At 40.7% G+C, this 24392-nt stretch carries 21 protein-coding genes, 1 tRNA gene and 1 pseudogene; 12 read left to right on the plus strand and 11 right to left on the minus strand.

The genetic code is table 11. From position 1 onward, the window contains the following. The 3 genes from estB to rubA form a co-directional block, all read right to left on the minus strand. The gene (gene estB, locus FTU01_RS05000) at window positions 1-939 is read right to left on the minus strand and encodes an esterase EstB (protein ID WP_218945715.1); all 939 of its coding nucleotides are present in this window, start codon (window positions 937-939) and stop codon (window positions 1-3) included. A 57-nt stretch (window positions 940-996) separates the two neighbouring features. Then, window positions 997-2175, minus strand: coding sequence for a rubredoxin reductase RubB (rubB, locus tag FTU01_RS05005; RefSeq protein ID WP_180138397.1), 1179 nt, complete (start codon window positions 2173-2175; stop codon window positions 997-999). Window positions 2176-2263: 88 nt separating this feature from the next. Continuing rightward, window positions 2264-2428, minus strand: a complete 165-nt coding sequence (gene rubA, locus FTU01_RS05010; RefSeq protein ID WP_004783011.1) for a rubredoxin RubA — start codon at window positions 2426-2428, stop codon at window positions 2264-2266. Between the two features lie 476 nt (window positions 2429-2904). Here rubA and FTU01_RS05015 point away from each other — a divergent pair, with 476 nt between their 5' ends. Next, window positions 2905-3447 (plus strand): adenine phosphoribosyltransferase, encoded by a 543-nt coding sequence (locus tag FTU01_RS05015; RefSeq protein WP_004783009.1) that lies wholly within the window; start codon window positions 2905-2907, stop codon window positions 3445-3447. Between the two features lie 39 nt (window positions 3448-3486). On the opposite strand, the gene FTU01_RS05020 is transcribed toward FTU01_RS05015, so the two are convergent. Then, window positions 3487-3981: a YqiA/YcfP family alpha/beta fold hydrolase gene (locus FTU01_RS05020; RefSeq protein WP_034704192.1), complete on the minus strand. Its 495-nt coding sequence runs from the start codon at window positions 3979-3981 to the stop codon at window positions 3487-3489. 378 nt (window positions 3982-4359) lie between these two features. On the opposite strand from FTU01_RS05020, the gene lysS reads away from it, so the two are divergent. Both lysS and FTU01_RS05030 read left to right on the plus strand, forming a co-directional pair. Then, window positions 4360-5886: a lysine--tRNA ligase gene (gene lysS, locus FTU01_RS05025; RefSeq protein WP_034704199.1), complete on the plus strand. Its 1527-nt coding sequence runs from the start codon at window positions 4360-4362 to the stop codon at window positions 5884-5886. A gap of 271 nt (window positions 5887-6157) precedes the next feature. Beyond that, window positions 6158-7621, plus strand: a pseudogene (locus FTU01_RS05030) (capsule assembly Wzi family protein). 350 nt (window positions 7622-7971) lie between these two features. On the opposite strand, the gene trpS reads toward FTU01_RS05030, so the two are convergent. Further along, on the minus strand, window positions 7972-8985 hold the full coding sequence (trpS, locus tag FTU01_RS05035) for a tryptophan--tRNA ligase (protein ID WP_180048185.1): 1014 nt from the start codon (window positions 8983-8985) through the stop codon (window positions 7972-7974). 190 nt (window positions 8986-9175) lie between these two features. Between trpS and FTU01_RS05040 the strand changes: the two genes are divergently transcribed. Then, on the plus strand, window positions 9176-10102 hold the full coding sequence (locus tag FTU01_RS05040; protein WP_180053110.1) for a DUF808 domain-containing protein: 927 nt from the start codon (window positions 9176-9178) through the stop codon (window positions 10100-10102). A gap of 48 nt (window positions 10103-10150) precedes the next feature. After that, on the plus strand, window positions 10151-11053 hold the full coding sequence (locus FTU01_RS05045; protein WP_179992117.1) for a neutral zinc metallopeptidase: 903 nt from the start codon (window positions 10151-10153) through the stop codon (window positions 11051-11053). Window positions 11054-11102: 49 nt separating this feature from the next. Here FTU01_RS05045 and FTU01_RS05050 read toward each other — a convergent pair whose 3' ends face one another. Then, entirely contained in the window at window positions 11103-11657 is a 555-nt protein-coding gene (locus tag FTU01_RS05050; RefSeq protein WP_180138399.1) for a hypothetical protein, read from the minus strand. Window positions 11658-11873: 216 nt separating this feature from the next. Here FTU01_RS05050 and FTU01_RS05055 point away from each other — a divergent pair, with 216 nt between their 5' ends. Together FTU01_RS05055 and FTU01_RS05060 are read left to right on the plus strand one after the other, a co-directional pair. Next, complete coding sequence (locus tag FTU01_RS05055) at window positions 11874-13373, plus strand: sodium:proton antiporter (RefSeq protein WP_004782994.1); 1500 nt, start codon at window positions 11874-11876, stop codon at window positions 13371-13373. A gap of 65 nt (window positions 13374-13438) precedes the next feature. Further along, window positions 13439-13735 carry an MGMT family protein gene (locus tag FTU01_RS05060; protein WP_125278749.1) on the plus strand — a complete coding sequence of 99 codons (297 nt, stop codon included), beginning with the start codon at window positions 13439-13441 and terminating at the stop codon, window positions 13733-13735. A 39-nt stretch (window positions 13736-13774) separates the two neighbouring features. Here FTU01_RS05060 and FTU01_RS05065 read toward each other — a convergent pair whose 3' ends face one another. Together FTU01_RS05065 and FTU01_RS05070 are read right to left on the minus strand one after the other, a co-directional pair. Continuing rightward, entirely contained in the window at window positions 13775-14215 is a 441-nt protein-coding gene (locus FTU01_RS05065) for a universal stress protein (protein WP_180053154.1), read from the minus strand. Window positions 14216-14632: 417 nt separating this feature from the next. Further along, the gene (locus FTU01_RS05070; RefSeq protein WP_218945519.1) at window positions 14633-15046 is read right to left on the minus strand and encodes a hypothetical protein; all 414 of its coding nucleotides are present in this window, start codon (window positions 15044-15046) and stop codon (window positions 14633-14635) included. A 325-nt stretch (window positions 15047-15371) separates the two neighbouring features. On the opposite strand from FTU01_RS05070, the gene FTU01_RS05075 reads away from it, so the two are divergent. Beyond that, window positions 15372-15448 (plus strand) — tRNA-Met (locus tag FTU01_RS05075). Window positions 15449-15652: 204 nt separating this feature from the next. Here the strand turns inward: FTU01_RS05075 and FTU01_RS05080 are convergent. From FTU01_RS05080 to gltA, 3 genes are all read right to left on the minus strand, one after another. Continuing rightward, window positions 15653-17278 carry an NAD+ synthase gene (locus FTU01_RS05080; protein WP_159122816.1) on the minus strand — a complete coding sequence of 542 codons (1626 nt, stop codon included), beginning with the start codon at window positions 17276-17278 and terminating at the stop codon, window positions 15653-15655. 373 nt (window positions 17279-17651) lie between these two features. Beyond that, entirely contained in the window at window positions 17652-18155 is a 504-nt protein-coding gene (locus FTU01_RS05085) for a hypothetical protein (RefSeq protein WP_179992114.1), read from the minus strand. Window positions 18156-18324: 169 nt separating this feature from the next. Beyond that, complete coding sequence (gltA, locus tag FTU01_RS05090; protein WP_004782984.1) at window positions 18325-19599, minus strand: citrate synthase; 1275 nt, start codon at window positions 19597-19599, stop codon at window positions 18325-18327. 1004 nt (window positions 19600-20603) lie between these two features. Between gltA and sdhC the strand changes: the two genes are divergently transcribed. Genes sdhC through FTU01_RS05110 form a run of 4 tightly spaced genes read left to right on the plus strand, consistent with a single transcriptional unit; the run spans window position 20604 to window position 24003 of the window. Then, window positions 20604-21002 carry a succinate dehydrogenase, cytochrome b556 subunit gene (gene sdhC / locus FTU01_RS05095; RefSeq protein ID WP_034705238.1) on the plus strand — a complete coding sequence of 133 codons (399 nt, stop codon included), beginning with the start codon at window positions 20604-20606 and terminating at the stop codon, window positions 21000-21002. Next, a complete protein-coding gene (gene sdhD / locus FTU01_RS05100) occupies window positions 21002-21367 on the plus strand; it encodes a succinate dehydrogenase, hydrophobic membrane anchor protein (RefSeq protein WP_004782980.1) in 366 nt (121 codons plus the stop codon). The genes sdhC and sdhD overlap by 1 nt, the downstream gene beginning before the upstream one ends. A gap of 12 nt (window positions 21368-21379) precedes the next feature. Further along, window positions 21380-23278 (plus strand): FAD-binding protein, encoded by a 1899-nt coding sequence (locus FTU01_RS05105; protein ID WP_004782979.1) that lies wholly within the window; start codon window positions 21380-21382, stop codon window positions 23276-23278. A 14-nt stretch (window positions 23279-23292) separates the two neighbouring features. Then, window positions 23293-24003, plus strand: a complete 711-nt coding sequence (locus tag FTU01_RS05110) for a succinate dehydrogenase iron-sulfur subunit (protein ID WP_004782977.1) — start codon at window positions 23293-23295, stop codon at window positions 24001-24003. Window positions 24004-24392: the final 389 nt, after the last annotated feature.

Consider the following 24392-nt stretch of genomic DNA (forward strand, 5'->3'; position numbering starts at 1 on the left):
TTATGATTTAAAATGATCAGCAAATAATTCGCTAAGATATGGAATAAAATGCGGAGGGATATCATGCCCCATTCCATCAATTAATTCAAATTTAGCCCCTGAAATTGCTTTTGCAACAGCCTTACCATGACTAGGAGGCAGCAATCTGTCACGAGCACCATGAACCACCAGGGTCTCTTGTTGGATTTGCTTGTCCAGTTGCAGCAATGAACCCGTACATAATATTGCTAAAAACTGTTGAAGTACACCCGCTGGATGGTAACTTCGCTTATATAACTTACGGGCGGTCTGAATCGCTTCCAGATGATTCACATAACCCGGTGAGCCAATAATATTAAACAGCTTCAAGCTATGATCGACAATGCCATCTTCATCTGTGGAAGCGGGTTTGTCAATTAAACTAAAGAGTTGCTTTGGAAAAGGCGGGGGTAACAGTGGCTGGTTATTACTGGTAAACAGTAAGCCCATTTTTTTAACTTTGTCAGGATAACGTGCGGCCAGAATCTGGGCAATCATGCCGCCCATAGAGGCACCGAGCACATAGACCTGACCCAGTCCCATTTTTTCAATCAGAAGATGTACATCATCTGCCATATCGTACAGCGTATAAGGCGCGCCCTGATTGCCTAAACCCAGTACAAAACGGCTCATCATTTTTAAGGTGTTTAAGCGAGGCCCTTTATGGTGAATCTTGGAAGATAAACCAATATCTCGGTTGTCAAAACGCACCAGATGATAGCCCTGATCAATGAGTGATTTACAGAAGAAATCGGGCCAGTATAGCATCTGTGCCCCAAGTCCCATAATCAGCAGAATGGTCGGGTGTTCAGGATTTCCTCCGACTTCCACGTGCAATTCGATGCCATTGCCAAGATCGGCCTTGGTTTCACGCATGAAAGCTGTATACGGAGAATGATTGAACTGCAGGGCACTGTGCATGATGTATTTCCTGATTAAAGGACATTTCGCTTAAAAAATGTCCTTTGTATTAAACATCTAAACTGTAGCTGGAATCAAGTCAGGAACCTGCTTGGTCAATGCCAGGCGTTGTTTGGCAGCAGTGGCACCAAGCAGGACAAATCCACGCAAAGTACCGCTGGCATCAAAGGCTTTGGCCAGCATACCGTCATCAAACTCTTCATTTTCCCAAGTTACTTCGACATCAACCGGAGCAGGAAGGACAGTCAATGGCGCAGCTGGCGTTTTTACCGCAACAGGCATTGCTGGATAATGGACTGCAGTATGTTCGCCATTCAATGTTTTAGACAGGGCGCGGGCCTGCTGCATGATTGGCATGACATATGGCAAAAGCATTCCATTTACTTCCGCACAGTCGCCTACTGCATAAATGTCCGGTTGATTGGTTTCTAGTTTTGTATTGGTCAGAATCCCGCGACTGGTATGAATATCGGCTTCTTTTGCGACAGAAATATTCGGTTGTAAGCCCACAGCAGAGAGCACCACATCAGCCACTACCGACTGGCCATTGGCAAGTGTGACCAGATAATCACCATTTTCAACTTTAGAGACTTTTTCGACTGTTGTCCCCAGTACAAAATGAATGCCCGTCTCTTCAAGATTTTGCTGAAAAGCATCTGCGACATGAGCTGGTAATAAGCGACCTAAAGGCTGGGGTGCCAGATCAATCACGGTGACCTGATGATTGGTATGCTGCAAGTCATTGGCAAATTCACAACCGATCAAGCCTGCACCTAAAATTACTACGCGTTTATCTTCACGGGCTGCCAGATTATGACGGAAAGCTTTATAGTCGGTCAGGTTATTGACCATATGAATGTCATCGCTGGCATCACCGGCAATGGCTAGGCGTACTGGATTGGCACCTACAGCCAGTACCAGTTTAGAATAATCCTGTGTGCTTTCCTGACCGTCTTTTTCTAAAGTCAGCTGATGTTGTTCAGGATGAATCGCTTTGACCCAAGTGTTTTTTTCGATGCGCATTTTCAGCTGCGCTGACATTTTTTCTGCATCACCCAAAGGGATGTGTTCTGGCGCTTTGTTTCCTGCTAAAGCATTTGAAAGCGTAGGTTTCGCATAATTAGTCGCATCATCAGCACAAATCATGACAAGTTCATGGTCTGGGTTGAGTTTGCGAAACTCACGGGCAACAGCATAACCCGCCATGCCCGAACCAATGATGACGATAGGATGCATACGATTCTCCATGCTTTTTTAAATTAGTTTTTTTCAGGTATAAAGGACATAAAAAAGACCATTCAATATGGTCTTTAAAAGAACATGATTAGATTTCAATCATTTCAAAATCGACTTTAGAAACACCACAATCCGGACAAGTCCAGTCATCAGGAATATCTTCCCATTTGGTTCCAGGAACGATTCCGTCCTGAGGCCAACCTTCTGCCTCGTCATAAATCCATCCACAAACGATGCATTGATATTTTTTCATATAACTCTCCAAAACTGACCAACTGTAGCTGTCAGCTTAAAATCCACAAATGGCAAGACCCTAAAGAATATGACTTTTAATAGTAAACATATTTGGCTAAATTTTTACGCAGTTCTATTCATAAAGTAAAGCGAATAAAAGTTTAATCAGTGAAATTAACAGCAGAAAGGTCAGTCCCTAGATATTTCACTACTAGAAATATATTTAAGGTTAGGCAAAGAGTTGTATTTTTAGTTTCATAAAACACGTTTCTGACTTAGATTAAGCTGTAGACCAAAGTCGGGCAGAAAAAATGATTAAAATCAGTTAACTTAGACTCAGCAAAGTCTTTATTAAATATTTTTTAAAATAAATTTATATATTTAAATCAGCTGGTTAGTATTATTTTCTGCTTTAATGTTGCACAGTCGTTGTTGTTACACATTGTTAATTTAGTTTAAAATTCACCTATTCCTTTCCTTGTTTAAAGATCTCCCATGAGCAATTTGTCTACTTCTCTGTGGTCTCACATTCGTACTGTCCAGAATTTCCCAAAACCAGGCATTTGTTTCTTCGATTTGACTCCATTATTCATGAATAATCTGGGTCCATTAACTGATGCTCTGATTGCCAGCATTCCTGAAGAAAAGCTTGCTGAAGTAGACAGCTTTGTGGCAGTGGAAGCACGTGGTTTTGTGCTGGCAAGCCTGTTGGCGCAGCGTACGGGCAAAGGCTTATTGCTGGTTCGTAAAGCAGGTAAATTGCCGCCTCCAGTGGTAGGTGTAGGTTATAGCCTTGAATATGGCCTGGACCGTCTGGAAATGTCTGCAGAAGTTCAGGGACAAAAAGTGATTATTGTGGATGATGTCCTGGCAACTGGCGGTACGCTGAAAGCAGTACATGAGTTGGCTGAGAAATGTCAGCATCAGGTTCTAGGTGCGAGCATCTTCCTTGATCTGCCAGATTTACACGGTGAATTAGGCTTGGACATCTGGTCAGTACTTGACGATAAATCTCAGCCTGAAGCTGCAGTTGCTTAAGTCTAGATGATCAAAAAAGCCCCAACTATTGGGGCTTTTTTATTGCCGGATAAAATGATATTCAATTTCCTGAATCAGGTCATTAATCTGCTCAGGGTGTTCAAGGCGATGGTGGCCACCTTCAATGGCATGAATTTGCATATAGTCTTCAAGCTGAGCTTGTGCCGCATGCATATCCAAAATTTCATCGCCTAATTCCAGGTAGGCCATTTGCGGAATATCATGCTGCAAATCACTGTCACAAATCGCAGGATAATCATCGCGGAAATTCGGTTGCAAGCTAGGATTTGCGATCACACAAGGGATCTGATGAGCTTGTGACATTTTTAGCGCCCAATAACCGCCCAGACTGTGTCCGACCAGAATATCCGGTTTAATGGTTTCAACCATTTCGTGGTAGAAATCGGCTACCGACTGGTAGCTCAGATTGCGATAATCCACATCTATACAATATTTATGCATTGCATCAATTGCATGAAATTTCGTGGACTGTTTTGACGAATCCAAGCCATGAAAAAACAATATTTTAGACATATTTTTACTCATTTTTATCGGACATGGCAAAGTCGTGGTCAGGGTGTTAAAACACCACCTTCTAATATGGTCATTATTGTAAAACGTCTATTTCGAGGAAGCAGTTAGCTATTGGTCTAAGTTGATACTGGATATAAAGGCAGAATTTGTGCAGAGGATTGAGGTCTTGGACTTTCATCTAACAAAAGTTGGGCAATATTCTAAAAAAACCAATCATAAAATTCGAAACTGAAAATCATTTGCCTTTAAGAATTTCATATATCCAGAAATTTTTCTCAAGAAAAGCCACGTGAGGGAAGTGTTTACGCTACGATTTGATGCAGATTTCTGCTATTCTATGCAACTTCTATTTTTTAACTAATCTTATCCGAGGCAGAGATGACGCAAAATAACGCTCAATCGACTTCTGAACAAATCATTTCCGAAAACGATTTAATTGCACAGCGTCATGCCAAGTTAAAGCAGATTCAAGACCACGCAAAAGAAACTGGTGTTAGCCCATGGCCAAACACATTTAAACGTGAACATTATGCGCAAGACTTACAAGACCAGTTTGCTGATAAATCTAAAGAAGAAATTGAAGCTGGCGAACACGTTCATGTAAAAGTAGCAGGTCGTGTGATGTTGAACCGCGGTTCATTCATCGTGATTCAGGATATGACCGGTCGTATTCAGCTTTATGTTCCACGTAAAGAACTTGAGCCAGAAGTACTTGCAACGATCAAAGGCCTGGATCTGGGCGATATCATTGCAGTTGAAGGTTATATCGGTCGTTCTGGTAAAGGTGACCTGTATGTTCATATCGAACATTTTGAATTACTGACAAAATCATTACGTCCACTTCCAGACAAGTTCCATGGTTTGACTGATACTGAAGTGAAGTATCGTAAGCGTTATCTTGATCTGATCGTAAATGAAGAAACCCGTAAAACTTTTGAAGTTCGTGCCAAAGTTGTTGCCGGTATTCGTAGCTTCCTGAACGACAAACGTTTTATGGAAGTTGAAACCCCGATGATGCACGTAATTCCTGGTGGAGCATCTGCGCGTCCATTTGAAACGCATCATAATGCACTGGATATGCCGTTGTTCCTGCGTATTGCACCTGAGCTTTATTTGAAACGTCTGGTTGTGGGTGGTTTCGAGCGCGTATTCGAAATTAACCGTAACTTCCGTAATGAAGGTGTTTCTACTCGTCATAACCCTGAATTCACTATGATCGAATTCTACCAGGCGTATGCAGATTACAAAGACCTGATGGAATTGACAGAGCAAATGCTGGAAAAACTGGCAATTGATATTCTGGGTACCACTGATGTGCCTTATGGCGATGAAGTCTTTAGCTTCAAAGGACCATTTAAAAAGATCTCAATGTTTGACGCCATTCTTGAGCACAATCCACAGTTCACTCCAGAAAATGTCAATGACCGTGAGTTCCTGGCGAAATTCATTCAGGAAGAACTGAAAGAACAGGTAAAACCAGGTTTTGGTCTGGGTAAACTGCAAACCATCGTATTTGAAGAAACGGTAGAAACTCAACTACGTCAGCCTACATTCGTGACTGAATATCCAGCGGAAACTTCTCCACTAGCTCGCCGTAATGATCAAAATCCACATATTACAGACCGTTTTGAATTCTTTATCGGTGGTCGTGAACTGGCAAATGGCTTCTCAGAATTAAATGACCCGATTGATCAGGCTGAACGCTTCCAGGCACAGGTTGCTGAGAAAGATGCGGGTGATGATGAAGCAATGCACTATGATGCTGACTTCATTGAAGCTCTGGAATATGGTCTGCCTCCTACAGCAGGTGAAGGGATCGGTATTGACCGTCTGGTGATGATCTTTGCGAATGCACCAAGTATCCGTGATGTAATCTTATTCCCGCATATGCGTCATAAACACTAATGACTTATTCGAAAAAAGGCAGTTTTTAAAACTGCCTTTTTTATGTGTTCAGTATTTATTTTAAATAAAATTAAAACCCAGCATTATTTAATTCTATTTTTTACATTTGTAATTTCATTTTTGTATTTCTATCTCATTTCTCGAAGCGATTTATTATTTTGAAAGTCAATTAAATCTAGGGTTTCATATTATACTGATACAGTTTCACCATTGAATATTGTTTTTGAAATATCTATGGTTAGGCAAAAATAAACTTGAGAATATTGATCCCATGTTTCTAAAAAAACCATTATTAAGTGCACTTCTTACGACACTTTCGCTTCCTGTTTTTGCTCAAGGGCTGGTTCTGAATGATGCAAATCTTCGTACTGACTTGAACTGGTTAAACCAACAAGGGGTGATCTAGATCAGTACCTCGACCTGGCCGCTCAGTGGTGATGAAATTCAACGTGCTCTATCCAATGCACAAGTGAGTAACAAAGTACAACAACGTGTTAGTGATTCAGTTCTGGCAAAATTAACAGCAGACAATCAGCAGCTCAAAGTAGGCTTATTTGCGGAAAGTGATCCAAAAGATATTCCTCAAGCCTTTGGCGATCAGCAAAAGGCACAATTTCAGGCAGCTTTAGAGTTTAATGCAGGTGGCGAAAACTGGGATGCCAAACTCCGGGTTAATGCCGAAAAAGATCGACAAATTGAGAATGATCAGGATGTAAATCTGGAAGGATCTTATCTAGCAGGGAAACTCTGGAATCAATGGCTGATTGCCGGCCAAATTCCGACCTATTGGGGTCCGGGACATGATGGCAGCTTGATTCGCGGCGATGCTAGCCGCCCAGTATATGGATTTATGGCACAACGTGCAGAACAAACAGCTTTTGAAACTAAATGGCTGTCCTGGATTGGACCGTGGCAATATCAGGCTTTTGCAGGACAATTGGATGATTATACTGCCGTTCCAGATGCCAAACTAATTGGTCTTCGTGTAACAGCACAACCTTTATCTTACTTGGAGCTAGGTGCTTCTCGTGCGATTCAATGGGGTGGGGAAGGCCGTCCTGAAAGCTTAAGCTCACTATGGGATGCTATTAAAGGAAACGATAATGAATGTGATGCAGATGGTTGTGCAGGTAAGGGAAATCCTTCTAATCAACTTGCTGGACTGGATGCACGCCTGAATCTGTTTCCTTTGACACAGGTACCTATGGGTTTCTATGGACAATATGTTGGTGAAGATGAAGCAGGTGGTCTGCCTGCGAAAAAAATGTATTTAGCGGGTATAGACTATTCTTCGATTGTAAGAAATATGCCATATCAACTGTATACAGAATGGGCAGATACACGGACTAACGGCAAGGTGCGTGGGGTTTCTTATAATCACAGTATTTACACTGATGGTTTTTATCAGCACGGTTATCCGCTGGCACATGCTTTAGGTGGCGATGCACAGATGGTTTCAGTAGGTGGTGATATCCGTTTTGATCCGATGAACCGTTTATCTGGGCGAGTATTGTTTGCTGAAGTGAATCAGTCTGAACGTGCAAGTTTAAATAATGCTGCTTTTGCTTTTGATGATGAAATTAAAGCACTAGATGTCACCTGGTCGCATTATATTCGTCCAGAAATGCCACTTAAAATTAATGCCTGGATAAGTGACTCAGATGTAAATGGTCAGGATGGCGGTGCCTCTATTGGAATTGAAATTCCATTAGAAAAAGGCTTGTTTAGATATTAATATTCAAGATACAACAACAAAATCCTGCTCATCTGGCAGGATTTTTTATATTTTCAAAAATTTCAGACAAAAAAAACGCAATGATTGGGGTTGTCATTGCGTAGAAAAAGGAAGTTTCTTTCAAAACTAAATCAAGATTAACTGTGGAGAGAGTTAAATTTGATTCCTTACTGTATGTAAGTATAGTAGGACTCATTCTCATGTGACTCATCAGTATTCATGTTAATAGATGTTAAGTAAGGTTAAAACTATGAAGAATCTGTGTGGAAACTTGCCTTATTTTTGCGCATTTTGGACTTAAATAAAAAAAGCCCCTCATATGAAGGGCTTCTTTGTAAATATTGTCTAGCTTAGAAATGGAAAACGCCTAAGCCTGTTTTCACTTCATCTAAAGTGGCCTGTGTAATATCACGGCATTTATCTGTACCCGTTTTCAAAATATCCATGATGTAATCCGGATCTTTGGCCAGTTCCATACGACGTTCACGAATTGGACCGATCAGCTCTTTCAGAATGCTTTCCAGACGCTTTTTCACCGTACCATCACCTAAACCACCACGGCGATAATGCGCTTTCAGTTCTTCCAGTTCTTCTTTATTGGTGTCGAAAGCATCCAGGTAAGTAAATACCACATTGCCTTCAACCTGGCCTGGATCTTCGATGCGCAGGTGATTTGGATCGGTATACATCGCATTGACAGCTTTTTTGATGTCTTTATCAGAAGCATCTAGGACAATGGTATTGCCTAGAGATTTAGACATTTTTGCTTTGCCGTCAAAACCTGGTAAGCGTCCCACATTAGAAAGCAGCGCCTTACATTCAGGCAGTAATTCACGGCCAATCTGACGGTTAAGGCGACGTACGATTTCATTGGTCTGTTCGATCATTGGAATCTGGTCTTCGCCCACCGGAACTACAGTTGCTTTAAAGGCTGTGATATCTGCTGCTTGAGCCACTGGATAGCATAAAAAACCTGCAGGAATATCACGCTCAAAACCACGCATCTGAATTTCTGATTTAATGGTCGGGTTGCGCTCTAGACGTGAAACTGTCACAAAGTTCAGATAGAGCATGGTCAGTTCGTTTAAGGCTGGCAGGCAAGACTGAACACAGATTGTAGTTTTAGTTGGATCAATGCCGACAGCCAGATAATCTGTTGCTACTTCAATGATATTGCGACGTACTTTTTCAAAGTTATCTGCATTATCTGTCAAGGCTTGAGCATCAGCGAGTAACAAATGTTGATGGTGAGAATCTTGTAAACCTACGCGAGAGCGTAATGAACCGACAAAATGGCCAAGGTGAAGCTGTCCGGTAGGACGGTCGCCAGTCAAGATTACTGGACGATTATCTTGATTACTCATTATCTATTCCAAAAAGTAGTCTGTACTACATCTATATTTTAACGAATGGCCACATTGTACGGCATTCTGTTTTTGAATGTCAGCCAGAAAAAAAGCTGCAGTAAAAAAATCCTATTAATTAAACAAGTGAATACAATATTTTTTAAATATTTTCATTAAAATATGTCTAAAGGTAATAAGGATAACAAGAATGGCGAGCAGCTTATTAATATTATTAGATGATATTGCGACTGTTTTAGACGATGTTGCCGTGATGAGCAAGATGGCTGCAAAAAAGACAGCAGGTGTCTTGGGGGATGACTTGGCATTAAATGCCCAGCAAGTCAGCGGTGTACGGGCAGAACGTGAACTTCCTGTGGTGTGGGGAGTAGCCAAAGGTTCTTTTATTAATAAGCTGATTCTTGTTCCTTTGGCTTTACTTATTAGTGTGGTTGCACCCTGGTTAATTAATCCTTTACTAATGATTGGTGGTCTATTTCTCTGTTATGAAGGCGTAGAAAAAGTCCTGCATAGCTTAAAGCATAAGAAAGCCAAGACTGAAGAAGATGCTGAGGCTGAATTCACTACGATCGAAACTGATTTAGCCACATTTGAAAAAGAGAAAATTAAGGGTGCGATCCGAACTGACTTTATTTTATCTGCGGAAATTGTAGTGATTTCTTTGGGCACGGTGGCAGCCGCAGCTTTTACCACCAAGGTCATCGTACTGGCAGGAATTGCCATATTAATGACAGTCGGGGTGTACGGCTTCGTCGCCATGATTGTTAAAATTGATGATCTAGGTTTGTACCTGACTAAACAGGCATCCAGCTTCAAGCAAAGTATAGGCCGTGGATTGCTGGCTTTTGCTCCTAAATTGATGAAAACCCTGACGATTGTAGGTACGATTGCAATGTTCCTGGTCGGTGGCGGGATTATTGCTCATACCATTCCATGGTTTCATCATTTCACTGAAGATTCGGTTGAGTATGTAGAGCATATGCCTAGCCTAGGAAGTATTGTAGGGGCTGTTACGCCTACACTGATTAATCTGGTGATTGGTTTTGTGGCAGGGTTAATTGTATTTATCTTGATTGGCTTTATTCAAAAAATCAGATCGAAACCAAAGCAAGTATAAATCAGGCCCGTTAAAATAAGCTGAATTTAAACTATAAGGAATCTCACTATGCGCTGGAAAGGACGTCGTGTTAGTAGCAATGTAGAAGACCGTCGTGGCGGTGGTGCCAAAGCCGGTGGAATCAGTATTCTCGGGTTAATTATTGCTTTCGTGGCCTGGAAGTTTTTTGGCGTTGATCCACAGCAAGCCTATCAAACCACCAAGCAAGTTACGCAAGGTGTTTCTAGTGCAGAAACACGAGGTCTGGAAAATCCAACGCCAGAGCAGCAAGAAGCAATCGATTTTGTAGGAACTGTGCTTGCCGATACAGAAGATACCTGGTCTCAAGTATTTCAGCAGCAGCTGAACCAGCAATATACTCCGCCTAAACTGGTTCTATTTAGTGGGGTAGTAAATTCTGGCTGTGGTACAGCGCAATCGGCCATGGGACCTTTTTACTGTCCGGCAGACCAGAAAGTTTATATTGATACGGCATTCTTTAAAGATATGCGTACTCAGATGGGAATTAGCGGGGAACAGAACTCAACCGAGTTATCTCGCAATGATCAGGCAGGCGATTTTGCTCAAGCCTATGTGGTAGCACATGAGGTGGGTCATCATATCCAGACCATTTTAGGTATTTCTTCACAGGTACAGCAGGCACGTCAACAAGCCACTCAAGCGCAGGGTAATCAGCTTTCTGTACGTCAAGAACTACAGGCGGATTGTCTGGCTGGGGTATGGGCTTATCATAACCATGAGCGTACGCAATTCCTGGAGCAGGGTGATGTACAGGAAGCCATGGATGCGGCACACAAGATCGGTGATGACTATCTGCAGAAAAAGGCCCAAGGCCATGTCGTTCCGGACAGCTTTACGCATGGTACCAGTGCACAGCGGGTAAAATGGTTTAATACCGGTTTGAAATCGGGACAAATGTCTGCTTGCGATACCTTTAATCAAAATATCTAGAAATAAAGATCAAAAAAGGGGAGCAAATGTTCCCCTAATGATTGAATAGTTATTTTTCCAGAAAACGACGGAAGTTTTTCAAAATCTTGATACTGACAAACAAGGCAGCCAGGGCAAATAGCGAAATCGCAAAGAGAATATATTTTAAATTGCTGATGTCATTATTATAAAATTGCTTCAATTCATTTCTGGAATAGCTGAGTTTAGTGATCTGACCAGTTCGACTATCTTGGAACTGAATATTTTCAATATAAAAATAATTTCTCACTTTTACTAAATTAACATTTTGAATCTGCCGGGTATGTGGCTGGTTATAGTCATCAGTACATAGGGCCGCATAATGCTCACAGCTGATTTTCGCTACATAACCATTTCCGGCAATCAGGATAAACAGCGCGTTGTCTGGACGTTGATTATTAGACACCAGTACATATTGCGCTTTGGCACTGCTCTTTAAAGGAATGTTCACGGCCTGCTGATAATGTTGGTCTGCTTTCAGGATTTCCTGAATTTTGGTAACACAGGTGAACATCAAGGAAAGTGTGACCAGAAAAATGACAGCAGCGAGACACAGACGGAATATAGTTTTGACAGTTTGATGCATGGAAGAAAATTTCTAAATAGAAAGGAGGAGTGAGCAATAAAGTGCTTTAAGGCTGTATGTTAAATCATCAGTTGTGAATATTGAAAAGAAACTTAACTTAATTTGAAAAAAAATGGGATTAAACTTGATCCGCTAAAATATACTGTTTTTTTAAATTTATATTTCAAGTAAATCTTTCAGCTCACGGCTGCAAATTGCCAAATCTTAGGAAACCTAATGGGAAGTTTCTTTTTTTTACAACTGTTGACGGTGGTCTTTGCTCTGTCAATTGCCACTACCATGTTCAACAAACGTGTTCTAAGTTTTCCTCAAGCCATTGGTGTGCCGATTGTTTCCGCTATTTTTGTCTTTATCCTGCAATGGTGTGCCAGCCTGTTACAGGGTAATCCATTTTTTAGCATCAATATTGATAACATTGAGAAAGCAGTTCGCCATGTCGATTTTTATGACTTCCTGATTAATGGGGTGATCTGTTTCATTCTGACTTCATCCGCATTGAAGTTTAAGGTTTCAGATTTACGCAATCACTGGCGGCCGATTGGTATTCTGGCCAGTCTGGCATTGGTTTTCTGTGCAGTTTTCTTTGGTATTGCGCTGTACGGTTATCAGTTTCTGATTGGCAACCATGTCGATATATTAGTCCTGCTATTACTCGGTGCTGCGCTCGGAGCAACGGATCCCATTGGGATTAAAGGTGTACTCAGTTCGGTACGCGCACCCCATCATTTGATCGTGAAACTGGAAGGTGAGTCGCTGTTTAATGATGCGATGTGTATTGCATTATTTATGACTTTACTGAATGTACTGCAAGGTGAAAACTTTACCGTACTCGCCGTCCTGCAAACATTGCTTTATGAAATTGTCGTGGCAGTCTTGATCGGGATCGGTTTTGGTCTGGCGATTTTACGTATTCTGCGCGGTAAACATGAAATGGAATCACTGATATTAACTACTGCACTGTTGGCTTGTGGTTCATATCTGGTTGCTTTATTGGCGCATGCTTCTGCACCAATTGCCTGTGTAATTGGAGGTTTGATTGTCGGGAATAAATGGAAAGAAATTCTGGCTGATGCAGATATCGGTGATGTAAACCATTTCTGGCATACGGTAGAGGGAATTATCAATTCCTTCCTGTTCACCTTGATCGGTCTGGAACTGTTCATTATTGATCTAAGCACCAGTCTGGTTCTAGGCGGGATTGTCGCTTTCATAATTCTGCATTTGGCACGCTTCCTGGCCAACCATCTGTCTTTTGCATTATTCCCTAGAATGCGTAAGAAAAGTTATAATGGCAGTTTAACCATTCTGTCTTGGGGTGGTGTACGTGGCGGAATTTCCTTAGCTCTGATTCTGGCGGTTGCCAATATTCCACAACTGGAAGCATATAGCAGTATTCTGATTGGATATACCTTCATTGTGGTACTTCTTTCTGGGGTGGTTTGTGGCCTAGGTTTGCCAGCCGTAATGAATGCCTTCTATTACAACCCGAATGAAGAAACTCAAGGTTTTAAGGGCTGGTATCAGCGGATGTGCCACAAGATGAATCGTCGCGGTTTTCAGTATATTGTGGGGGAGGATGCGAATGGAAATGAAACCATCACCATCTTCCAGCCTGAGATGCTGATTGATAAGAAAGATGCCGATGGTGTAGCAACCGTGCATCATCCTGACAAAGTACAAGAAGTGAAACGCTTAGAGAATCCGGAGAATTTCTAAGCGTTAGAATTTTCTATCAAGATTGAAAGCCAATGACATCAAGTGCAAGCCAGGAAATGGCACAAATGATTCTGAGTGTAGTCAGCCAGATTCCTTATGCGAAAGTAGCGACCTATGGACAGATCGCTAAGCTGGCTGGCTTGCCCAAACATGCACGTCTGGTAGGTAGGGTTTTAAGCCAGCTTGATACAGAAACCGATTTGCCTTGGCATCGTGTCCTGAACGCTCAAGGTAAGATCAGTCTCAATAAACTGGATGAATATGGACATAATATTCAACAGCAAAAATTAGGCGCAGAAGGGATCCTATGTGCTGGAAATCGGGTTAGCTTAAAGCAGTATCAATGGGATGGATTTGTTTGAAAGAGAAATCCCCACTTGATTGAAGTGGGGATTTTTTTATTACTTACGGATGACCATTACAGGAACAGTGGCCTGTCCTAAGATGCTTTGCGCAACACTTCCCAGGAATAGTTTCTTGAAGCCAGTACGGCCATGTGAACCAATCACAATCAGATCAGTATCCAAGGATTCAGCTGCCTTGACAATTTCACTATAAATCACCTGACCTTCGAGTAGCTGGGTCTCTGCATCAATACCTGCCGCAGCAAATTTCGCTTTTGCTTCATCAAGTGTCTTCAGAATTGCAGTACGGGCACGTTCAACCAGGTCATTGGTTTGAGCTGCTGTAATGTATTCAGCAGCGATATAGGGATCAAGTGCCAGCACCTGAACCACTGTCACTTTACTGTTAAATGCTTTGGCAATTTCGACAGCTTTATCGACTGCAGCGTAGGAAGTTTCTGAACCGTCAACGGGTACTAAAATATGTTCAAATGACATTAGAATTCTCCTTATCGGAAATAAGTTTTATAAAAATATGACGCGTTAAAATCGTATACGAATTGTTGTTTATACTTTGATCATAACGCGTATTTTATAAAAATAAAACCAAGTAAATTCCTCAGTATTATGTTTAACAAAGCAATAATTTTTAATGGTTGGTATATTTTCTAAGTTTTTGATTTATATTTATATTTTGAGATTAAAATAATATGATTTTAGAATATTAATGAACTAACTTAAAAAAGCCATCTGATTTTAATACTGCGTTATTACCTGTAATTTTAGATTCAAAAAATCCCTGTTATATAAAACTATAGGAACAGGTTTAAAATTGAGATTTTAATAATGAAAAATCTATCAAACTGCATAAAGATAGACTGCTATTTCTAATAGTAACCTTCTATCAGCATAATTTTAGTGTTCTAAAACTTCCCTTTCCAAGGGTGGGTTAATACCGTTATTTTCTTTTTTAAATTGAGCACGATCTGTAATGGATTTCTCACATTCATTATAGTGATCAATTGCAAAGTTTTTAATTAAGGCGGAACGTCCAGACTGATCTTGGGGTATTTCATATTTAAACGCTTTTTCAGTAAGTTTTATACCAATCAGAGCATGGAGATCATTCGCTGTACCGTAGTGCTGTTTTATTTGCTGAATCATCCATTTCTGTGGTGCACCTTTCAGTCTAAAGAGCATGACTTCTTGAGCCAAACTTTTCACATCATCACATCCTGAAAATCTGCTGCTTGGATGAATAACAGTTGCATTGGCTAAACTTATAAAACTCAATAGGAGCAGGCTTAGGTATATTTTGAATTTCGTCATCTTCAGTTTTGCTTTAATCCAGAGATACTATTGGCCATATTTGGAAAAGTATTATAGCGATAGGAAAAGGTCCTAGATTCACTTTTTATTTTGTTTCTTCAGCAAGTTATTCTTAAAATTAAATATTATATGATACGACTTCGATTTAGATTTGGCTTTAAAAGTTGGTACCAATTTTTGTAGATTCTGTTATGGGATTTCGAATTAAATCATGATTTGTACAAAGTTTAAGAGTTTATGATTAATTTGCATAAAGACTGAACATTTGTGGTTTAAAATGCTTGACGATACAACCTGAAATTACGATAATGCGCACACAGTTTACGGCTATGTAGCTCAGTTGGTTAGAGCACCGCACTCATAATGCGGGGGTCACAGGTTCAAGTCCCGTCATAGCCACCATTTTTAAAGACCAAGCTCTCAGCTTGGTCTCTTTTTTTGTGCCATAAAAATATCAATAAAAAATTAAGAGAAAGTTCTTCTAAATATCTGTCTGTTTAAATTTTTGAATCTTCTTTTAATTTCTTAACCCTATTTATTGCTTAAAGATAAAAAAATGCCCAAGCATTTACTTGGGCATTATGGCTGATCTGGTTTAGTTAAAACTTAGATACCTGCTTTCCAACCATTAACGATCGGATAGCGACGTTCACGACCATAAGAACGCGAGCTAATACGTGGACCAATCGCACCCTGACGACGTTTGTATTCGTTAATATCAACCAGACGAATCACTTTTTTCACGACTTCAGCTTCAAAGCCTTTGGCAATGATGTCATCCTGGCTCAGATCTTCTTCAATATAAGCATAAAGAATCGCATCAAGTACTTCATAAGCCGGTAATGAATCCTGATCGACCTGATCTGGACGAAGTTCTGCTGATGGTGGGCGAGTAATGACACGCTCAGGAATCACAGGAGTTTCTGCGATGCTGTTACGGTATTTCGCAAGTTCAAACACAATGGTTTTATAAACATCTTTTAATACCGCAAAACCACCGACCATATCGCCATATAGTGTGCAGTAACCAACGGCAAGTTCAGATTTATTACCGGTTGCCAGAACCAGATTGCCGAACTTGTTAGAAAGCGCCATTAATAGTGTACCGCGTGCACGTGCTTGCAGGTTTTCTTCAGTGGCATCTACAGGGGCATTGCCAAAGAATGGATACAGGGTTTGCAAGAAGCCACTTACAATCGGGTTAATCTCGGCAATACCGAAAGTTACACCCATAGTTTTTGCCTGTTCAGTGGCATCTTCTACACTGATCTGAGCAGTATAGGTATAAGGCATCATCACTGCTTGGACTTTGTCAGGGCCAATCGCATCTGCTGCGATGGCAAGAGTCAAGGCAGAGTCAATACCACCAGACAGACCCAGAATTACACCTGGAAAACCTGAACGCTGTACATAATCACGGGTTGCCATCACCAGACTTTGATATATCTCAGCCATGGTTTCCAGCGCTGGAGTAATCGTGCCTTTGCTGAACTCTAATTTTTCTGCATCATATTCAGCGATATACAGGCCTTTTTCAAAGCTAGGTGCTTGCAGAGCCACTTCGCCTGATTTATTGAGTACAAAGCTGGTACCATCAAAGATGAGATCATCTTGGCCACCTACCTGGTTACAGTACACCAGATTGATATTCAACTGTTTGACCAGCGCAGCCATGGTATCGATACGGTGTTGCGGTTTGCCAACTTCATATGGAGAAGCATTCAGAACCAGTGCAGTATCAATATTCAATTGAGCCAGCTGTTGAACTGTAGATAATGACCAGACATCTTCACAGATCAGGACACCAAACTTGTGTCCCAGATATTCGAAGACCAGATGCTGATGTCCTTCACCAAAATAGCGTTTCTCATCAAATACACCATAGTTTGGCAATGTCTGTTTATTATAAACCCCTAAAACTTCGCCATCTTTCATAACGGCGGCTGAGTTATAGCGTTCACCATCTTCGGTTTGATTAACAAAACCAAAGACCATGACGATATCTTTTACTTCAGTTAGTTTCTCAAACGCCAGTTTTGTGCGTTTAGCCAGACTTGGGCGAATTAATAAATCTTCAGCCGGATAACCTAAAGTTGAAAGTTCAGGGAAAATAATAAGATCAGCATTATCTTTTTTGGCCTGATTTGCCAAATCTATCATTGTCTGCGTATTTGCATCTAAATTGCCCACATGTGGAGAGAATTGAGCAATCGCAATTTTAAAACTTTTCATTCCAATTAAGTCCTATTCCTATAGGTGAATACACTAAATCACTGATTTTTAAAATTCTAATTATCCAGCTGAGTGCAGTTTGATACGAACAAAATGCCAAATGGCCAAAATTAAAAAAGTCATGACCGCATGATCATTAAATCTTGATTTACGAGCTAAAAATATCATACTTGGCTTATTTTATCGAAATTTGAGGCAGATGCTAGAGCTGTTTCAGGAGAATTGAAACAGATGCACAAAGTTATGGTCAAAAATGACTTATTATGGTGCTTTTTTATTCTGGTAAATGCACAAAAATACTCAATTGGATTTAAATAAGTTTATTTTTCATAAATAGAAATCAACAGAATACTTGAGTGAAAAGTATTCAATATCATCTGCTTATCTGATTTTTTAAAATAATATTGGGAATTTTTTTTAGAAAAATATCGCGTGCAATATCTCCCTGTTGTTCAATGTTATAGTCTAAAAAGGATTTGTTGGGATTAAATTGATATTTGTAAGGATTATATTTTCCCATACTTAAAAAATAAGCGGCTTGTAAAAAAGCGCCCTTAAACAACACATTAATATTCTGCTGATATTGATAAATATGCGCCATTTCATGAATGAAAAGCGCCTGATAAGAACGGCTTTCTTTAGAATAATCGTCCCGATAATTCAGGTTGCGGACGTGAATATAACCACTTGGTGCCATAATCACATGCTTGGATTGCCAAGGCAGGAAAGGGTGATTCATGACACGGACTGCTGAATAGTCAATCAGGTCAGCAAAGACTTGCTGGCAAAGCTTGATTTCCCCTGAAGTTAAGTTCCGGCTTTTAAACTGATCAAAACGAATCATTCTCAGGATGAAGGGAAGCAGGTAAAACAGCATTAAAACTCAATCCTTAACGATATAAGAGTAATTTCTAGAAATTTGTAGAAATTGAAAATTCTTCAGGTTTACTATTTTAAGTTTTTCACATCTTGGTTGTGTTGGTTTTTGTCAGTCATAAAAAAACCACCCAGAAGGGTGGTTTTTACGTCTTTCAACGCTAACCGAATTAACGGTTGATGTCGCGTTGAACTTCACCAGTGTAAAGCTGACGAGGACGACCGATCTTGTAAGGACCGCTGTGCATTTCTAACCAGTGGCTGATCCAACCAACTGTACGTGCAAGCGCGAAGATCACAGTAAACATTTCTGTTGGGATACCAATCGCTTTAAGGATGATACCTGAGTAGAAGTCTACGTTAGGGTAAAGGTTACGTTTGATGAAGTATTCGTCAGAAAGCGCGATACGTTCAAGTTCCATAGCAAGAGCAAGCTGTGGATCGTTGATGCCAAGAGCACCAAGAACTTCGTCACAAGTTTCTTTCATTACTTTCGCACGTGGATCGAAGTTTTTGTACACACGGTGACCGAAGCCCATGAGTTTAACTTCTTTAGTTTTCACTTTTTCCATGAAGCCAGCAACGTTTTCTACAGTGCCGATTTCATCAAGCATCTTAAGAACAGCTTCGTTCGCACCACCGTGAGCAGGACCCCAAAGTGCAGAGATACCAGCAGCGATACATGCATATGGGTTAGCGCCAGTAGAACCAGCTAAACGTACTGTAGACGTAGAAGCATTTTGTTCGTGGTCAGCGTGAAGCGTGAAGATACGGTCCATTGCTTTCGCAAGGATTGGATCTACTTTGTAGTCACGGTCTGCAGGAGTTGCAAACATCATGTACAGGAAGTTTTCAGCGTAAGTCAAATCGTTACGTGGGTAAACGAATGGTTGACCAACAGTGTATTTGTAGCTCCAAGCTGCCAAAGTAGGAATCTTAGCGATTAAACGAATCGCAGTGATTTCACGATGGTTAACATCTTCGATGTCCAGATTGTTGTGATAGAACGCAGACAACGCACCAACAACACCAACCATGATTGCCATAGGGTGAGCATCACGACGGAAACCGTTATAGAAGCGGCTTACTTGATCGTGAACCATAGTGTGGTTACGAACTTTAGCGTCGAATTCTTCTTTTTGCTCAGCTGTTGGAAGCTCGCCATTAAGAAGTAAGTAGCAAGTTTCTAGGTAATCAGCTTTAGTTGCTAACTGGTCAATTGGGTAGCCACGGTGTAAAAGAACACCTTTATTACCATCGATGAAAGTGATTTTAGACTCGCATGCAGCTGTTGCCATAAAACCAGGATCAAAAGTAAAGTGACCTGCAGCCAACACATCTTTAACGTCGATTACATCTGGGCCCAATGTGCCGCTGTAAATTGGTAATTCAATTTCTTTGCCATCAAGCTGTAAAACGGCTTTCTTGCCAGTTGCTTCAGACATTCAATAGATCTCCTGTCCTGGTGAATGTATATCCGAGTTGCCTATCAATCTTTTAATGCACAAAACGGACGGATCAAAAATTTGCTATAAGATTAGTGGCTACTGAAATTTTGTCAATTATACTTATGGATGAAAAATGACATTCTCACAGTGGTTTAGTCATTTATCTTGGTATAAAAAGTTTAATAAAATCACAGTACCAAACCTCTATAATAAGTCAAATTGAACAGAAGGTGCAGAAAAAAATATAGTCTTTGCCGTATTTGTAAGCGTTTTTTCCTAGCAAAAAATAAAGGAGAAATTGAGAAAATATTCTAAGACTGCAACTTAAAATTATATAAATCTCGTAACTTACATCGATTTCCTTAAGTTTTTACTTCAAACTTGAATTATAAATAAAAGCAATAAATTTTCTTTTTGGCTCTGTTTAATCGGCTAAAAAATAGCTCGTAAATTTGCTTCACTTTGTTTAATACAACTTAAACAAAAATAAATAAGTGTTTTTTTGAATATAAAATGTCTAAAAACATCAAAAAAACTATGATCTACAAAGAGATAAGTAGGTTTTAGTATAAAAATTCTAAATTGAGATGCCTTTATATAAATAGTCATTATTTATTTGTGAAATATATCCTTATGATTTTACTTGGGATTAATAAGGATTTAGGATCGAAATTATATTTTTGCTGTTCATCTTTAGTCTAAATCTACTCAGTTGAAGTTCAGCTAGATAACAGACTAAATTAATCAAGTTAATTATTAAAAAACAAATATCTAGAATGAGAATATGAAGATAAAGTAAGTGGGGGAGAACTTAAAGTTATTGTTAATGATTCTTATTTAAAGGTTTTTTGTTCAAAAAGCCAAATACAGTTGTTTGTATTTTAATAGTTCACGTTTTATAATTCAGTGTCGTTTTATGTTTAGGCATGTATTTGCCTGATAATGCCAGCTTTCCTTCGAATTAATTCCAACAAACTCCGGATGGAGTTTTTAACTACAGGATGCCCGCTGTGAAAAGCAACAGACCTGTCAATTTGTCCATGGGTCAAGTTTTAGAAGTAAACTTAAAATCACCCGTGGCTATTGCATCAATTCTACACCGTCTTTCAGGTGTCATCGTATTTTTACTCGTACCGGTCCTTTTGTGGCTGTTGGATAAATCATTGTCTTCAGCAGAAGGTTTTGCTGAAGTGCAGGAAATCTTTAACGGTTTCTTTGTCCGCTTTATCGTATGGGTATTTGTAGCCGGCTTAATTTATCATTTGTTCACTGGTATTAAGCACTTACTTGCAGATATCGGCGTTGCAGAAGAACTGCAAAGCGGTCGTACTGCAGCTACTATTTCATTAATCTTGTCTGCAATCGGTATTGTTGCAGCATTTGTATGGATCGTACTCTAATGAAAAGTGCTACTGGTTTAACAGGTTCAGGTTCTCGTGATTGGTTTGTCCAACGCATCAGTGCTGTAGTTCTAGCTGTTTATACCGTTGTGGTGTTTGGTTGGATCCTACTGAATGGTGGCTTCAACTACGAGCAATGGTACGGCTTTATGATGACAGTTCCAATGAAGATCATGTCTTTGTTGGCAGTCTTATCTCTTGTTGCGCATGCATGGATCGGTATGTGGCAGGTATTCACTGACTATGTGACTACTCGTCAAATGGGTCCATCAGCATCAGGTTTACGCCTTGTACTGACTTCAGCAGTGATTATTGCTGTATTTGCATATGCGATCTGGGCAATCCAGATTTTTTGGGCGAATTGATAGGAAACAATCATGGGCGCTATAACCCCTAAAGAAGATTACACAAATATTCCACACGAAACTTTCGATGCAGTTATCGTTGGTGGTGGTGGTTCTGGTATGCGCGCTTCTTACCAACTTGCTCAAGCAGGTTTGAAAGTTGCGGTACTGACTAAAGTATTCCCAACACGTTCTCACACTGTAGCAGCGCAGGGTGGTATCGGTGCATCTCTTGGTAACATGCAAGAAGATAACTGGCATTACCACTTCTACGACACAGTTAAAGGTTCTGACTGGTTAGGTGACCAAGACGCGATCGAGTTCATGACTCGCGAAGCACCGCAAGTGGTATACGAATTAGAACATTTAGGTATGCCATTTGACCGTAACGCAGACGGTACGATTTACCAACGTCCATTTGGTGGCCACTCTGCAAACTATGGTGAAAAAGCAGTTCCACGTGCATGTGCTGCAGCCGACCGTACAGGTCATGCGCTTCTTCATACGCTTTATCAAAGCAACGTGAAAATGGGTACTCAGTTCTTCGTTGAATGGATCGCGCTTGACCTGATCCGTAACGAAGCTGGTGATGTACTGGGTGTGACAGCAATCGATCAGGAAACTGGTAAAATTGCCGTATTCCAGGCGAAAGCTACATTGTTCGCTACAGGTGGTGCTGGTCGTGTTTACCGTGCATCTACTAATGCTTATATCAACACTGGTGACGGTCTTGGTATGGCAGCTCGTGCAGGCATTCCATTACAAGATATGGAATTCTGGCAATTCCACCCTACAGGTGTTGCGGGCGCAGGCGTACTGTTAACTGAAGGTTGTCGTGGTGAAGGTGCAATCCTTCGTAACAAAGACGGCGAACCGTTCATGGAGCGTTATGCACCGACTCTGAAAGACTTGGCTCCTCGTGACTTCGTATCACGTTCTATGGACCAGGAAATCAAAGAAGGTCGTGGTTGTGGTCCTAAAGGCGATTATATCCTTCTTGATATGACTCACTTGGGTGCTGACACCATCATGAAACGTCTGCCATCTGTATTCGAGATTGGCAAGAAATTCGCGAACGTTGACATTACTAAAGAGCCAATTCCTGTAGTACCAACAATCCATTACCAAATGGGTGGTATTCCTACGAATATTCATGGTCAGGTAGTTGTTCCTGAGTCTCCAGAATCTGAAGCTCTAGTAACGAACTACGACAAGAATACTGATACCTATTCTACTAACCAAGAAGGTCGCAACTTCACGAAACCAGTGAAAGGCTTCTATGCGATCGGTGAATGTTCATGTGTATCTGTACACGGTGCAAACCGTCTAGGTACAAACTCACTGCTTGACTTGGTTGTATTTGGTAAGGCTGCTGGTCAGCACATCATCGACTACGTGACTAAACACCACGGTGATGAGTATGAACCGCTTCCTACAACTGTGCTTGAAAACACAATTAAGCGTGTTCGTAAGTTGGATGAATCAACAACTGGTGAGAATGCTCAAGAAGTTGCTGATGCAATCCGTGACATCGTTCAAGACCACGCGGGTGTATTCCGTACAACTGCGCTGCTTGAAGAAGGTGTAAAACAAATTCTTGCAATTGAGCCGCGTGTTCGCAACATTCACTTGAAAGACAAATCTAAAGTATTCAACACTGCACGTATTGAAGCTCTAGAAGTGGAAAACCTGTATGAAGTTGCTAAAGCGACCTTGATTTCAGCTGCTGCACGTAAAGAATGTCGTGGTGCTCACACTGTGGTAGATTTCGAATTACCACCAGATCACCCAGAGTATCCATATGGCCGTCGTGACGATGAGTGGATGAAGCACACTTTGTGGTTCTCTGCTGACAACCGTCTTGAGTACAAGCCAGTGCGTTACAAACCGCTTTCGGTTGATGCAATTCCACCGAAACCACGTACATTCTAATCAGGAGATTTAAGATGAGTAGAGGTACTCGTACATTTCATATCTACCGCTACGATCCTGATAAGGATAAAGCACCGTATATGCAAACTTTTAAGCTTGAACTGACTGATAAGCACCGTATGTTGCTTGATGCGCTTCTTGCATTAAAAGTACAGGACGAATCTTTGACATTCCGTCGTTCATGCCGTGAAGGGATCTGTGGTTCTGATGGTGTGAACATCAATGGTAAAAACGGTTTGGCGTGTCTTTGGAACCTGAACGATTTACCAAATGAAATCACGATTCGTCCGCTTCCTGGTCTTCCAGTAATCAAAGACCTTGTAGTTGACATGAACCAGTTCTACGACCAGTACAACAAGATTCATCCGTTCTTGATCAACAACCAGCCTGCACCTCCTAAAGAGCGTCTGCAGTCTCCTGAAGAACGTGAACACTTGAACGGTCTGTATGAATGTATTCTTTGTGCATGTTGTTCAACTTCATGTCCATCATTCTGGTGGAACCCAGACAAGTTCTTGGGTCCTTCAGCATTGTTGAATGCATACCGTTTCATCATCGATTCGCGTGATACAGGTACTCAAGAGCGTCTGGCTCGTCTTGACGATCCGTTCTCTCTGTTCCGTTGTAAAGGTATCATGAACTGTGTATCTGTATGTCCTAAAGGCTTGAACCCTACTAAAGCAATCGGTCACATCCGTAACATGCTTCTAGATATGGCTGGCTAATTTAGACTGCAATAAACAGTTTTTCAAAAAGCACACCACTTGGTGTGCTTTTTGCTTTATAGGGCTCCATAAACGAACAGTGGTCGTGAAAACTGCTGTTATTGGTGCTGTATCTCATATGATCAAATCGGGTGATGAATCATTGCAGAACATTTTGGTCGGATTTATGCACTATTATGATGTTGTTTGAGGTATTTATGATTTTTAGATGTAATTCTGGACTGAAAAAGGTTTTCAATAATGTTATTATATAACGCAAAGTTGCAAAGGGAGTGGATTGGAAGATTTACTCTCTTTTTGTTTATCAAAAAGATGTAGGACTTTGGTCTACGCTGAATGTGTTTTTCATTTAAAGCTCCCTATGTTAGAGTAATTTCTGATAGAAGTAT

Origin of the sequence: Acinetobacter sp. YH12043 (genome assembly GCF_013419915.1) — a bacterium.
In the GTDB taxonomy this organism is placed as follows: Bacteria; Pseudomonadota; Gammaproteobacteria; order Pseudomonadales; family Moraxellaceae; genus Acinetobacter.

Bases quoted from the DNA above. Each gene is read 5' to 3' on its own strand.
- estB (WP_218945715.1), bottom strand. From the start codon at position 939: ATGCACAGTGCCCTGCAGTTCAATCATTCTCCGTATACAGCTTTCATG.
- rubB (WP_180138397.1), bottom strand. From the start codon at position 2,175: ATGCATCCTATCGTCATCATTGGTTCGGGCATGGCGGGTTATGCTGTT.
- rubA (WP_004783011.1), bottom strand. From the start codon at position 2,428: ATGAAAAAATATCAATGCATCGTTTGTGGATGGATTTATGACGAGGCA.
- FTU01_RS05015 (WP_004783009.1), top strand. From the start codon at position 2,905: ATGAGCAATTTGTCTACTTCTCTGTGGTCTCACATTCGTACTGTCCAG.
- FTU01_RS05020 (WP_034704192.1), bottom strand. From the start codon at position 3,981: ATGTCTAAAATATTGTTTTTTCATGGCTTGGATTCGTCAAAACAGTCC.
- lysS (WP_034704199.1), top strand. From the start codon at position 4,360: ATGACGCAAAATAACGCTCAATCGACTTCTGAACAAATCATTTCCGAA.
- trpS (WP_180048185.1), bottom strand. From the start codon at position 8,985: ATGAGTAATCAAGATAATCGTCCAGTAATCTTGACTGGCGACCGTCCT.
- FTU01_RS05040 (WP_180053110.1), top strand. From the start codon at position 9,176: ATGGCGAGCAGCTTATTAATATTATTAGATGATATTGCGACTGTTTTA.
- FTU01_RS05045 (WP_179992117.1), top strand. From the start codon at position 10,151: ATGCGCTGGAAAGGACGTCGTGTTAGTAGCAATGTAGAAGACCGTCGT.
- FTU01_RS05050 (WP_180138399.1), bottom strand. From the start codon at position 11,657: ATGCATCAAACTGTCAAAACTATATTCCGTCTGTGTCTCGCTGCTGTC.
- FTU01_RS05055 (WP_004782994.1), top strand. From the start codon at position 11,874: ATGGGAAGTTTCTTTTTTTTACAACTGTTGACGGTGGTCTTTGCTCTG.
- FTU01_RS05060 (WP_125278749.1), top strand. From the start codon at position 13,439: ATGATTCTGAGTGTAGTCAGCCAGATTCCTTATGCGAAAGTAGCGACC.
- FTU01_RS05065 (WP_180053154.1), bottom strand. From the start codon at position 14,215: ATGTCATTTGAACATATTTTAGTACCCGTTGACGGTTCAGAAACTTCC.
- FTU01_RS05070 (WP_218945519.1), bottom strand. From the start codon at position 15,046: ATGACGAAATTCAAAATATACCTAAGCCTGCTCCTATTGAGTTTTATA.
- FTU01_RS05080 (WP_159122816.1), bottom strand. From the start codon at position 17,278: ATGAAAAGTTTTAAAATTGCGATTGCTCAATTCTCTCCACATGTGGGC.
- FTU01_RS05085 (WP_179992114.1), bottom strand. From the start codon at position 18,155: ATGCTGTTTTACCTGCTTCCCTTCATCCTGAGAATGATTCGTTTTGAT.
- gltA (WP_004782984.1), bottom strand. From the start codon at position 19,599: ATGTCTGAAGCAACTGGCAAGAAAGCCGTTTTACAGCTTGATGGCAAA.
- sdhC (WP_034705238.1), top strand. From the start codon at position 20,604: ATGCCCGCTGTGAAAAGCAACAGACCTGTCAATTTGTCCATGGGTCAA.
- sdhD (WP_004782980.1), top strand. From the start codon at position 21,002: ATGAAAAGTGCTACTGGTTTAACAGGTTCAGGTTCTCGTGATTGGTTT.
- FTU01_RS05105 (WP_004782979.1), top strand. From the start codon at position 21,380: ATGGGCGCTATAACCCCTAAAGAAGATTACACAAATATTCCACACGAA.
- FTU01_RS05110 (WP_004782977.1), top strand. From the start codon at position 23,293: ATGAGTAGAGGTACTCGTACATTTCATATCTACCGCTACGATCCTGAT.